This window comes from Marinobacter xestospongiae (genome assembly GCF_023156385.1).
GTDB lineage: Bacteria > Pseudomonadota > Gammaproteobacteria > Pseudomonadales > Oleiphilaceae > Marinobacter > Marinobacter xestospongiae.
The window spans coordinates 1-12765 of sequence record NZ_JAKZAK010000043.1 but is presented as its reverse complement, the minus strand read 5'-3'; the positions used below and the strand labels follow the sequence as shown (position 1 = coordinate 12765).

Genomic DNA, 12765 nt, shown 5'->3' with positions numbered 1-12765 from the left:
TGATCAAGCGAACCCAGGAAGCGCCGTCAGGCGTTCATTAACCCGGGGTGTTGCACTTGGAGTTGGAGACCGCCCTGTCTTGCCCGAGCCGGTGGGGCCGGTAACCAGTATCATGCCTTGCGGTTGCTCAAGCGCATCCATGTACAGTTGTTTCTGGTCTTCCTCGTACCCAAGCACGTCAATGCCGAGTTTGGCCTGGCTGGGGTCGAGAATCCGAAGGACGATCTTTTCACCCCAAAGCGTCGGCAGTGTATTGACCCGGAAATCGATGGCTTTGGTCTTGGACAGCTTCATCTTGATGCGGCCATCCTGAGGAACCCGTCGTTCGGATATATCGAGCTGCGACATGATCTTGACCCGCGCCGAGATCTTCGGAGCGAGCTTGATCGAGGGCTTGGAAACTTCCTTCAGAATGCCATCCGTCCGATAGCGTACTCGATACACTTTTTCATAGGGTTCGAAGTGAATATCGGACGCGCCGGTACGAATCGCATCGAGCAGCAGCTTGTTGACATACTTGACGATAGGAGCGTCATCAATGTCAGATGTAGATGCCCCATCCTCTTCCTCGCTGTCTCCTCCCTCTGTGTCAATGCCTTCCAGATCTGAATCTTCCAGGTCACCCATGGTGCTGTCCTGAGATTCCAGGAAGCGATCAATGGACCCTCTGAGCTTCTGGTCGTCTACCAGAATGGCGTCTGTGCTCAGGCCGGTGTTAAATTTGATCTCGTCCAAGGCCTGAATGTTGGTGGGGTCTGAAACCGCAATGAACAGCCTGTTTCCCCGCCGATATAAAGGAAGGGCTGTGTGTTTTCGGATCAGTTTTTCGGCAACCAGCTTCTCTGGCATCATCTCTGGGGCGAACGCCTCCAGATCCATGACAGACATCCCGAACTCCAGTGCTGCAGATACTGCCAGCCCCTGACTGTCTGCGAGGTCATTCTGCACCAGGTAGGAAATCAGCGGGATCTTGTTGTCCGAGGCCTGAAGGAACGCTTCCTTCGCAATTTCCTCTTCCAAGAGTCCGTCGTCGACAAAGCGACGCGCAAGGCCTGTAAGCGTGACATTACGGGTGTTAATAGCCATAGGAATTTAAAAAACCGCCCTAAGTTGCTGATAGCATGTTCCAAACCATTCTAGGAGTTTAGTGGTCCTGAGGCGTATTGGAAAGCGCTCGTTGTTGGTGGGGCGCTCAGTCGATCAGTTCGAGGCTTTTCTATCGGCAAGGGTGACCAAAATTGTCAGTTCTTGACGATATTCAGCCTTCGGTGTCAGAAAACTAAGAGCGTCTAGGTCTCATCGAAGGATGGTAACTATATGTTATTAAATAAAAAAGAATGAATCACTTGCATGTGGCATGATCAATGCTAAAGTACTCGCAGGCCGCTCACAGGAGGTGGGCGTGACTGACTAAATTTGCGGAGATTAACTATGAAACGAGTTCAGCAGGGCTTTACATTGATCGAACTGATGATCGTTGTTGCGATCATCGGTATTCTGGCAGCAGTTGCTATTCCTCAGTATCAGGATTACACCATCCGTACTCAGGTGACTGAAGGTCTGAACTTGGCCGCTGAAGCCAAGTCTTCAGTTGGAGATTTCTTCTCTAACCGAGGTCGCCTGCCTGACAACAATGCTTCAGCGGGCCTTGCTCAGCCTGCTAGTATTTCTGGTAACTATGTATCCTCAGTCACTGTCGGTGACGATGGCCGTGTTAATATTGAGTTTGGTAACCGTGCGAACGCCAAAATCACCGCCTCCGGTTCTAAGACACTCTCTCTGCGTCCTGCACTGAACCCAGCTGGCTCCATCGTTTGGATTTGTGGGCTTGCAGAAGAAGATCCGGGCAACGTAACTGCGCCTGCTGCGAGCAACGCAACCGATATTGATCCGCGTTACCTGCCGACCGATTGCCGTCAGTAAGTATTCGCAAGGTTCTTTGTGGAACTCAAAAAGCCGCCGCCAGGCGGCTTTTTTGTTACTTAATAGAGGGTTGAACTTGTGTTGAACGGCCTTTCTTTTGGCAAGACCTTCTTGGCCCCGTTGTTGCTGATCGGGTTATTCGCGTTCGTAGCTTATGCGCCAGGACTATCTGGGCCGTTTGTTTTCGATGACTTCCCAAATATCGTTAATAACACTGATATTCATATAGACGAACTTAGTGTTGAAGCAGCTAAAAAAGCGATGTTTTCAACGGAATCGGGGCCACTTGGCCGACCGATCTCGTTATTATCATTTGCTCTGAATTACTATATATCTGATGGTGATTCTCGTTCATTCAAAATAGTCAACTTGTTGATTCATATAGCGAATGGGTTCTTAGTATTTCTGATCTCCTTCAGGATATTCACTCTTTATGCACCAAGCCGATCTGAGCGCACAATTATACTGTCTTCCCTGTTGTTAGCTCTTGCTTGGACGGTACACCCGCTTAATCTTACGACAGTGCTTTATGTGGTTCAACGAATGAACAGTCTTGCTGCCTTGTTTACTTTGCTGGCAGTTTACTGCTATATCGTTGGCCGTGAAAAAATGTTGATATTGGCGACCTCAATTAAGGGTCTGCGTCTAGTTTTTCTGGGTTTTCTTATCTTTCTGCCTCTTGCTGCATTGAGTAAAGAAAATGGTTTATTGGCAGTAGGATTTTTTTCGTTGATTGAGTTGGCTTTTTTTCAGTGTGCTGCCGCTCGTTTTTCTAGATTAATAAAATATTATTATCTTTTGTTTTCTATTGGTATTGTTTTTCTGTTATTAGGGTTCTTTTTTGATTGGCATAGTTATAGCCATACTAGTATTACTGCCGGTGGTGCTTACGCCCTGAGAGATTTCACGCTTGATGAACGGTTAATGACCCAGTCCAGAGTCCTATGGTTCTATCTTACTCAAATAGTCCTTCCTGACATTACGAAGCTAACGCTTTTCCATGACGGAATTCAGATATCTCGATCAATAGTAGCGCCCATTACTACGCTGTACTCTATTTTTTTCTGGGGTGTTACAGCTATCGCCTTAATGTTCTTCATTTTTAAGAAGCAGGTTTGGGCATACTTCGGAATAGCCTGGTTTTTGATTGGCCACTCAATGGAATCCACTATTTTTTCACTTGAGCTTGTGCATGAACACCGAAACTACGTTCCTATGATTGGTGTTTTGCTAAGTATTGGAATGATCTTACTCAAGTTCGATCGATATAGATATCTTCTTATTTCCTGTTCGTTGCTTCTAATTATTCTGTTCTTCTCAGGAAGTCACTTCCGAAGTTACTCTTGGAGCGCCTTGGATACTCTTATCTTGAGTGAGGTACAGAGGGCACCCGATTCTTCGAGGAGCCACTACCAGTTGGCTCGGTGGCACTTTGCACATGTAGAAAAGGGCGACTTAGGGGCTGACTCTTTGGCCTTCCAACTTTCTGAAAAGCATTTTCTTAAGAGCCTAGAGAACAATCGTGTTGATATAACTGGGGGCCTAGCGATTATAAGGCTGTATGATCTAGTTGGCCTTCCACCTAAAGATTCTTTGTTGAAAGAATTAAAGCATCGAATGTCAAATCAAGTAATGACTTCTGACAACTCAAATAAGTTCTTGGACTATATATTTTGTCAAATGGAAGAGAGGTGCTCTTCCCAGCCAGAAATAACCGATCGACTAACTACTTATCTTTTAAGCAATCCTAACCTAACAAAGGAGCAAAGAGTTCTTTTCCTTAAAAGTATAGCTTCTTACATGATTTCAGAGGGAATTTTCCATTTATATATCTACTACACGAAGGAACAGCTTCGGTTGGAGCCAGAAAACAAAAAGTCATGGCAGTCTTTTCTTGCTATTATGTATGGCGTGAATGGAAAAACGTCAAGCTATGAAAGTTGGGCAAATGAATATCATAATCGTTTCGGCGAAAAGTTCAAATTGAAATAGAAATGGACAATCAGTGATGATTAAAAGTCTATCGATTGTAATACCTGCAAAGAATGAGTCCCTTTCCATTGTTAATCTAATATCAGGAATCCTGTCGGTAGTAGAAAATGCTGAAGTTATTGTTGTTAATGATGGATCATCTGATAATACTGGAGAATTGGCTGAAAAAGCTGGTGCTTTAGTCGTTCACCATCCATATTCCAAGGGTAACGGCGCTGCCATAAAAAGTGGTTCGAGAGTTGCGTCAGGGACTGTAATCGTTTTTATGGACGCAGATGGCCAGCATGACCCTAAAGATATTCCTCGTTTACTGGAGAAAATGGAAGAGGGGTATGACCTTGTAGTTGGAGCTAGGGGGCGAGAGTCTCAAGCAAGTTTAGGCAGAGGGCTTGCTAATGGCCTTTATAATAAGCTTGCGTCCTACATGACTGGGCACGCTGTTAAGGATCTGACATCAGGGTTTCGAGCTGTTAGGCGGGAAAAGTTTCTTGAGTTTCTGTACCTGCTTCCCAACGGTTTTTCTTACCCAACGACTAGTACCATGGCATTTTTTCGTGCTGGTTATTCAGTAGCATATGTGCGGATCACTGCTCACGATCGAAAAGGTGTTAGTCATATTCGTCCCTTGAAAGATGGAATACGATTTTTACTAATCATATTCAAGATTGGAACCTTATATTCACCACTTAAGTTGTTTGTTCCTCTAGCCTTTTTCGTATTTTTATTCGGTTTGGGCTACTATGGTCATACATACTTTTCTTCTGGACGGTTTACTAATATGAGCGCATTAATGTTTACTACCTCCTTGACGATCTTTTTAGTTGGATTGGTATCTGAACAAATTACTGCTTTAACCTATAAAGAGCGAGATTAAGCCAATGGGTAGGATTTTCATCTAAATTAAAAACCCTCCACTATCTATGGCCACCAGATGGCAAAAAGATTTGAAATTCCAAGTTGATTTTAAAAAAATACTAGAAAGCGATCAGTCTATAGCCTTAATCGCTCAAGCAGTTAGAGTGAGTTTATTGGCGTTTTATCTCGTGCTCTCAACGCGTATGCTTGGAGCGGAAGGTTATGGGCATATAGTTGTCGCTATTAGCATTTCCACATTTTTTATTCAGTTCGTTGGATTGGGCTCTGGACTAGCTAACATTCGAGATGCTTCAAGAAATCCCGACACCTTTTCCAGAGCTTGGGGCATAGCTTTTGTCAGATACTTTACTTCAGGAATATTACTAGCAGTTGCTTATATCGCTTTGGGAGTTTTTTTTGTCGGTGATGAAATGAGCTGGTTGGTTTGGACGCTTGTCGCCGTTTCTGAAGTGCTGATATTCCCTATTAGCATAGTGAGCGTATATGCATTTATGTCTTATGGAATGGTTAGACGCGCCCTTGTCATACAAGTCATAGCGCCGCTCTTAAAAACAGGAATACTTTTTTTTGGATTTCTAGCGCTTGAAAAGCTTAGTGTTGAAGATTATGTGCTAATAATGTTTTTTAGCTCTACTTTAGCCTCGATTCTATGTGTGTTTTTTGCTTTTAGACTTCTACCACCCATATCTTGGCCCTCATTGTTTCAGGCTTGGAAAGTTCGCTCAGATATTCTGTATCCAATAAACAGTTTAACAAACCAAGGTGTTGCGGAGGGAAGCAAGCCTGTAACAATGCTTCTATATGGGGCGTACGAGGCTGGTCATTTTGGTGCAGCAATGAGAGTTGTTTCTGCTTTAGCTATGCCAGTTACATCTGTTATTCAGTCTCAGGCATATCGATTGTTCAGTTATGGAAATTCTATTAAGAACGAACATTTTATATTTTTGGTTCGTTATTCTTTATTTTTCTTTATTTATAGCCTGGCATGTTTTTCCGTAATATGGTTTTTATCTGAATATATTGAGGTATTGCTGGGCGATGGCTTTGAAAATGTTAGCAATCTCGTTTTAGTTTTAACTGTTTGGTTGCCTGCTTACTCTTTACGTCAGATTATCGGAGCTGTACTTACTACAACGGATAAGACCGGCTCAAGAATACTTCTAGATATACTTTCGTTTTTCTTCTTTTTGTGGTTGATGCTCTATTCATTCCCAGGACATGGCCCAATGGGCACTGCAATTTCAGTAGTGATTTCTGAGTATCTTTGGTGCGCTTTATCATTTGGAGTTTTTTATTTCTTGAAGCGTAGATAGTTTAAATTATCTATACTATAAATATACTTTTTGGTTTTAAAGCATGATAAAAGTTAGTGTGATAATCCCAGTTTTCAACGACCCTGATAGAGTTTTTGAATGCATAAAAGGTATTATAAGGCAGTCTTATCCGATAGATTTAATTGAATTGATAGTCGTTGATAATGCCTCCATACCAGCACTTGAGCTTGATAATAAAGAGTTGAGTGGGGTAAACCTTAAGCTTTTACGATGTAGTAAACCTGGCTCATATGCCGCAAGAAATGTTGGCGTAAGGGCGGCATCAGGTAAGGTTCTGGCTTTTATTGATGCTGATTGTTGGCCAGATCCAGAATGGATTAATTCAGGTGTGAGCGCGTTAATTGACAAAGGAAAGGATTCTTTTCTAGGGGGTGATGTAAAAATAATAAAGCCAGAAAAGCCATCAGCTGTTGCAGTTTATCAGCACCTTATTGGGTTTTGTCAGGCAGAAAATATTACAGAGCGAAAGTTTACAGGAACATTAAATTTATTTTGCTTTAGCGAACTTTTCCGCTCTGTTGGCGAATTTGAAGAGCGTCTATTATCTGGTGGCGATCGAGAATGGTCATGGCGCGCAGTGAGTAGAGGCTTCTCTATTTTTTATGAGCCAAAAGCCGTTGTTTACACTCAGCCGCGAACTACATTGAGAGGAGCTATTCGGCAGGCTCGACGAATAGTAGCCGGGAGAAAAACATTGAAACAACTAGGCCTAACTTATTTGGGACAACAAAATCTTGCGAAGAAAAGAAGTGCTTGGCAAGCTTCGTTGTGGATAATAACTCACAAAGAACTAAGTTTGAAAGATCGTTTTCAGGTATTCCTCGTTGCTTCTATAATTCGAGTGGCTGAGTTCGTGGAGCAATGGAGATTAGCCGCTGGAAAAGAAGCTGAAAGGCGTTAGATTTTAAAGTAGCATTCGCTTATATAGTTTTTAATCATTGTGTGATGTGAGAACTTGTTTTTAGCAACTCGTTCTGATTCGATGCAGATGTTCTGATAGAGGCGCCTGTTTTCTGCGAGTCGACGTATACTCTTAACGAAGTCAGAGATGTTATCCTTCTCGCAAAGACAGCCGTTTTTATCCTGTTGGATTATTTCAGATAGTGATGAGCCATTTGAAGCAACAACCGGAAGGCCGCAAGCCATTGCTTCTACCGCTACTAATCCAAACCCTTCGCTCCTTGAAGGTAAAATAAGAGCATCACAATCGTTCATCGTCTCAGCAATGGATTCTTCACTCTTTATATATCCAATATTATGTGCATTTGGAAGTCTAGCTATTTCTTTATCCGAGCTAGATAAACTGCCTGTATAGTAAAGCTCGAAATCTTTACCAAGCTCTTTTATTATAGGAGTTAACAAGTTCACTCCTTTAAGGAGTTTCCAGCTCCCTAGGTATAAAATCCGAAACGGTTTTTTGCATTGTTTTATTCTGGTCTTAGGCTTGAAGATATTTGTATCTATGCCGTTATAGATGACTCCAATGGGGACGTCAACTATAGTGCGTTTAGCCGTTTCTGCTGCAAAATGGCTAACAGCGACTACTTTTTTAGCTCTAAGAATGGTTTCTTTTTCTAAAGGTATAATCCAGTGCTTATGATAAAGGCGCCTAAGAAAACCTTTGTACTGGGCGACATCTAGATGATGTATTGCATGATGTATGGTTGTAACTAAAGGGAGGTGCTTAGGAATGAAACGTGAGTGAATCCATGTGTTTGTATGTACGATATTTGCCCACGATGGTGGCTTAGGAATAGCAACACTCCAGGGTAAAAACTCTGCTCGTTTGGGCAACCAGGTTATTTCTGATCTAATGCCATTTTCATTAAGGCCCATAACTAGACGTTGAGTAAAGATATCAGTGCCTGTACCGGTTTTTATTGTGGGAAACCAGACTGCAGGAGTTTTTTTCACTTTTAGCACCGTTTAACTAAATTTCACCATTATAGCTTGAGATAAAATCTGGTGTATTTCTGTCTATCCAGTTCGTTTTTTTGCGACAACTACGTAACCTGCCGTTTCATTCTCCTCGTCCCAAAATTTATCCATAAGGGAGAAGACTATTTGATTCGAAAACCAAAATGGTATCAAAAAAACTCTTGATAAGAGCCTATAGGCTAAGTTTCCTCTCATCAGGCGCGCTGTCTGGTAGTTAAGCTTTAGAATCCACATCGTCCAAAAACCGGTAGTGGGTGTTACTGAAATACAATCAAAATCTGCTTCACTAAATAAATGCTCCAAACCAAAGCGTGTGTACCTGAAGTAATCCCAAGGAGCCTCGTGTATCCACCATTGAAAAGGAACTGATAAAATTAAGTGCCCGTTCTCCTTGAGTATACGGTGGCTTTCCGAAATAAAATCTTGAGGTTTCTTTAGGTGCTCTAGTACTTCTAAACAGATGATGCTATCTATACTTTTGGATTTGAATGGCAATGGTTCGTTTAAGTTTGCAATAATGTCGGCTTTCATTCCATGCAATGTGTTACTCCAGTCGACACCAATGTACTCTTTTCCGCTATTCACTAGATCTATTTCAAAAGGCCGCTCTCCGCAGCCCAGATCTAGAACTGTACCAGATAGTACTGGTATATTTCTAACTATAGCGTCGTTCAAAGATTTTTTGATTAGCCAGTTATGAGAAAAATAGTTTATTTGGTACATAGTTAATTGCTTTTGATTGGTTTTTTCCTGAATGTGACCAAGATGTTTGGACCTGGCTCTTTATTAATTCTATAAAATAAATCCATAGATTTTCTCTGTATATAGGAAAGTAATTTTCTATAAAGACTATACTCTTGATTTTCAGGAACTTCTTGTTGGCTTTGACTGCGACGATAGTCTGTATAAATATTTTCTAGATCAATATGAAATATTGGCGCAAGGCGTTTATATGTCTCGCAAGTGAAGTGTCCAATATGATGTGGTGGAAGATCGAAGGCGTCTTCTAATTTATAGAAAGGGAGGTGTTCGTAGTTCGGAGTACTTATTATTAGCATCCCGCCCGGCTTCAGTAATGCAATTGCATCAGATAGCAGTTGGTTTGGGTCTAAAATATGCTCGAGAACTTGAAACATGCAAACAACATCAAAGCTTTCATAATGAGAGTCAATGATCTCACTTGCTTGGTAGGGCTGTATGTCAATGCTGGTGACTTTTTCATTGATTGCATTGGAATTGAGCTCTAACCCGAGACTAGCTTCTATTTTACTCTCGATCGATTTAAGAAAGAAACCTCTTCCACAACCTATTTCAAGTAATCGTGATCCTGGATATATGTGCTTCCGGCAGATGGCGTACTCCCACCTTTCCTCTCGATAGTAGTCTTTCCAGATCCTGCTGACTTCAGCATAAAATGATTCACCTCCAGCTATAGACTCAGGTCGCCAGAATCGGTATTTTGTGACGGAGCATTCATAAAGATTAATTTCTTTTACTCCATTAAAATGTGATTTAATGCTCATGCCACATTTGTTTATGTATTTTTCATTAACTTGTTCATCTGATAATTTTAGTATCAGTTTTCCTTTGCCGCCGAACGGGCTATGAATCGAATCTTTCTCAGATAGACGAGACATTAAGCTATCATCCGTTATTTTGGTAGTTTTGATTGTATATATTTTCTAAATTTTTAGCGCTATTTTTTATATAAAATGATTCGGGAAGGTTATTTGATTCAGAGCTAATGCTAGAGTTGCGAATAGGATTTCTTAAAAGCTCGATGAGCGCATCTGCCAATGCTTCTTCGTCCCCTTCTGGAAAAACTACTGTTCTACTAATTATCGAATCCGTTTCTTCCGCCCCTTTTGCGGATGTTACTACATCTACAGCGCAAGCTTGAGCTTCAAGGATTGATATTGGAAGTCCTTCTGCATCACCACTTTCTGCTGTTATGCTTGGAAGACAAAATATAGATGATCTTTGAAGGTTTTTTAAGACCTCTTTTTGATCGCATGCGCCTAAAAAAGATACTGGCAATGAAAAGGTGTTAGCGATGTTCTGTGCCTTACTTTTTAGCGGTCCATCCCCTATCATTACAAGACGGGTGTTTGGGAGTTTTTGTGCTACAGTTTTAAATGCTTTTAGTAGAATGATCGGAGCCTTTTTTTCTACAAACCTGCCAACAAAAAGGATGGATTGTTCTTGAGATTTATCTGATGTATTGGGCCGAAAGTATTGTTCGTCGATTCCTAAATATGAGGTTCTTATCTTGTTTTTAGGGATGCCGAATTCTATAGCTCGGTGTCTTATCGAGTCTGATACCGCCAAGAATTGAACGTTGTCGCTATTAGCCATATTGATTAGGCGCTCTGGATAGCTCTTTCGCCTTAACCCGTTTCGTCCCGATTTCCACCACTCTTTATGAGTTCTTATGTCAAACCCGTGAAGAGTAATGATGGTCGGGATGTTTAAATTTTCAATTGTTGGCCATATGTCAACAGCGTCTGTTCCAAAGTGAATGTGGATTATATCTGGGTTTATATTCAGAATGGAGCGTCTTACCCTTGATATAGGGAGTTTTAGCCAAAACAGTAAAGGATCAATATATCTACTTAGGAGATTTTCAGAAATTATTGTCTGCAAGTTTTTGGTATCTAGACCTCTATTGGGCTTTCTAAGCCCAAGTAGTACTGGTGTCCAGCCTTTTAGGGCGGATGCCTGACTCAAGATGAAGGTCTCCGATAGAGGGAGCATTGTTGATCTATAGATTATGACTTTCTTCATTTGAGTTTTAACCCTAGTTAATTCTTCGTGCTCTTTTTTTTTTTGGGGTTTTTCATTGATGAAATTAAGGCTTTACTTATTGATTTTCCAAACTGATTCCAGCTGAATTTCATTGAAAATCTCACGATGCTAGATCTTTCTATTGGTTTTCTGATTGCGCTAATTGTATTCTTGGATAAATCTGTATAGTTTTCTGTTTTCACTAAGTAGCCCGACTCTCCATGGCTTACGGCATCGATAACTCCCCCTGTTTTAAATGCCACCGTAGGCAATCCATGCGCAGCTGCCTCAATGGCAACCATGCCAAATCCTTCAGGATCTTCTGGTATGTGTCGGACCGGAAATACGTGGACATGAGCGGCTTCGTAAGCTGTCGCGAGAAGTGTTCGATCGGTGATGACTCCCAGGAATTTTAGGTGCTCCCCAACGTTAGACTTCCTCGCCTGCTCCTGAATGCTTTCGACGCTTTGAATTCCGGCACCCAGAGCATCTTTGGGCGCTTCGCCAATAACAACAAGGACTGAGTCTGGTTCTTGGTCCACGATTTGAGGTAATGCGTGCTCAACAAACTCTCGCAGTCCTTTGCGCGTGGTGAGGCGCCCAACAGAAAGTAATATTTTTTTGTTCTGAAGCCCATGCTTTTCTCGAAACGATGCGATGCGTTCAGCCGATTGAGGAGATTCCGGTAGGTCTGCCCCCGGGTGTACCAAACTCAGGTTGTTTTTACTGACGCCCGCTGCAACAGCCAACTCCTTTGTCGGCGTACTGTTAACGATTACGTGATCTAGGAGTTTAAAAGTAGGCCTCCACAGCTTTCGGTAGACGGTGTTGCTCGCAGTAATGTCAAACCCATGTAAGTAAACGGCGGAGCGCGCGCCGCATAGCTTGCTAAGTAGCCAGGCGATAGGGGCAGTTAGCCCGCTCCCGGCAAGGATCACCTCCGGTCTTTCGCGAAATGCCAGCCATAAGCCCCTGGCAAATGCTAGGGTCAGGAACAGAGGGAGGGGCTTGAGCGGTACTTCCGATATATCAACAGACTCAGGTTTGTATTGGGCTGCGCCTGCTGGGCCTATGACGGTGACGGTTGCGTACTTCGCCAACTCCTCTGCCATATGCCAGTTGAGGCGCTCCATTCCTCCGACTAGAGGTGGGAGATTTCGGGTAATGTGGAGTACGTGAGGGTGGGCCATTGTTTGTTGGAGTCCGGTGGGTAGATTCTTTTTTGGTTTGGCTGATAGGTAGCCTTCTGCGTCATAAAGTGACGCGATCTGGACCAGTTCTTCTAGCTGCTTACTGTCTTCGAGTGACTTTATCTGCAACCAATTGATTTAATGGGAGAAAAAGTTGGCCTGATAATTGCATTTGTGGTTGGAGGTGATCTCACTCAGGAATCCTTATGAACCGACCTAAATCTAGCGGCTTCACTTTGCTCGAGCTCATGATCGTAATCGCAATTATTGGCATATTGGCAGCCATCGCCATTCCAAGCTACTACGTATATGTGTCGAAAGCTCAGTTTTCCGAGGCCTTTAACTTGAGCTCAGGCCTAAAGGCTCACGTTGTGGACGGTTACTCAGCGAATGGTAACGCATTCGTGGGCCTGGATAACACGGCGCTACACCTGCCTGCTCCAAGTAGTATGTCCGGTAACTATGTTACCCGCATTGACGTTCAGGATGGCGCGCTGATTGTTACAATGGGTAACCGGGCAAACGTCTTCATCGCAGGAGGGCAGGTGACGTTCACGCCGACGACGAATTCGGGGCGTGGGATAAGCTGGTCCTGCTCTTTTAACGGATCGGAGCTATTCGTTCCCAGTAGTTGTCAGTAGTTCTAGGGTCCTAGCCCGGATTTCTCATAGGCTGCCAACAAGTTTCGCAGACTGGTCGACCCATCGCCATGCCGGCTCAGCTCAGGC

Annotated in this window: 11 protein-coding genes and 1 pseudogene; 6 read left to right on the top strand and 6 right to left on the bottom strand. The window is 42.9% G+C overall.

Translation table 11 applies throughout. The features are described 5' to 3' along the window. Nucleotides 1-75 precede the first annotated feature (75 nt). Nucleotides 76-1086: pseudogene (locus MLD24_RS21195) on the bottom strand (ATPase, T2SS/T4P/T4SS family); the annotation flags it as partial. A gap of 345 nt (nucleotides 1087-1431) precedes the next feature. Between MLD24_RS21195 and MLD24_RS21185 the strand changes: the two are divergent. The 5 genes from MLD24_RS21185 (at nucleotide 1432) to MLD24_RS21165 (ending at nucleotide 7026) form a co-directional block, all read left to right on the top strand. After that, nucleotides 1432-1923 carry a pilin gene (locus MLD24_RS21185; RefSeq protein WP_282450762.1) on the top strand — a complete coding sequence of 164 codons (492 nt, stop codon included), beginning with the start codon at nucleotides 1432-1434 and terminating at the stop codon, nucleotides 1921-1923. A gap of 78 nt (nucleotides 1924-2001) precedes the next feature. After that, nucleotides 2002-3915 (top strand): hypothetical protein, encoded by a 1914-nt coding sequence (locus MLD24_RS21180; protein ID WP_248169274.1) that lies wholly within the window; start codon nucleotides 2002-2004, stop codon nucleotides 3913-3915. Nucleotides 3916-3931: 16 nt separating this feature from the next. Then, on the top strand, nucleotides 3932-4789 hold the full coding sequence (locus tag MLD24_RS21175) for a glycosyltransferase family 2 protein (RefSeq protein WP_248169272.1): 858 nt from the start codon (nucleotides 3932-3934) through the stop codon (nucleotides 4787-4789). A gap of 70 nt (nucleotides 4790-4859) precedes the next feature. Then, entirely contained in the window at nucleotides 4860-6104 is a 1245-nt protein-coding gene (locus MLD24_RS21170; protein WP_248169270.1) for a lipopolysaccharide biosynthesis protein, read from the top strand. A gap of 43 nt (nucleotides 6105-6147) precedes the next feature. Next, nucleotides 6148-7026 (top strand): glycosyltransferase family 2 protein, encoded by an 879-nt coding sequence (locus tag MLD24_RS21165; RefSeq protein WP_248169268.1) that lies wholly within the window; start codon nucleotides 6148-6150, stop codon nucleotides 7024-7026. Here MLD24_RS21165 and MLD24_RS21160 read toward each other — a convergent pair. The 5 genes from MLD24_RS21160 to MLD24_RS21140 form a co-directional block, all read right to left on the bottom strand. Then, complete coding sequence (locus MLD24_RS21160) at nucleotides 7023-8039, bottom strand: glycosyltransferase family 4 protein (protein WP_248169266.1); 1017 nt, start codon at nucleotides 8037-8039, stop codon at nucleotides 7023-7025. The two genes, MLD24_RS21165 and MLD24_RS21160, sit on opposite strands and share 4 nt — an antisense overlap. Before the next feature lie 63 nt (nucleotides 8040-8102). Beyond that, nucleotides 8103-8786, bottom strand: coding sequence for a methyltransferase domain-containing protein (locus MLD24_RS21155; RefSeq protein ID WP_248169264.1), 684 nt, complete (start codon nucleotides 8784-8786; stop codon nucleotides 8103-8105). Between the two features lie 2 nt (nucleotides 8787-8788). Beyond that, nucleotides 8789-9700: a class I SAM-dependent methyltransferase gene (locus MLD24_RS21150; protein WP_248169262.1), complete on the bottom strand. Its 912-nt coding sequence runs from the start codon at nucleotides 9698-9700 to the stop codon at nucleotides 8789-8791. Between the two features lie 7 nt (nucleotides 9701-9707). Next, the gene (locus MLD24_RS21145; protein WP_248169260.1) at nucleotides 9708-10790 is read right to left on the bottom strand and encodes a glycosyltransferase; all 1083 of its coding nucleotides are present in this window, start codon (nucleotides 10788-10790) and stop codon (nucleotides 9708-9710) included. 74 nt (nucleotides 10791-10864) lie between these two features. Then, nucleotides 10865-11959: a glycosyltransferase family 4 protein gene (locus MLD24_RS21140; protein WP_248169258.1), complete on the bottom strand. Its 1095-nt coding sequence runs from the start codon at nucleotides 11957-11959 to the stop codon at nucleotides 10865-10867. A gap of 284 nt (nucleotides 11960-12243) precedes the next feature. On the opposite strand from MLD24_RS21140, the gene MLD24_RS21625 reads away from it, so the two are divergent. Next, nucleotides 12244-12678: a pilin gene (locus MLD24_RS21625; protein ID WP_344816445.1), complete on the top strand. Its 435-nt coding sequence runs from the start codon at nucleotides 12244-12246 to the stop codon at nucleotides 12676-12678. The last annotated feature ends 87 nt before the right edge of the window (nucleotides 12679-12765 follow it).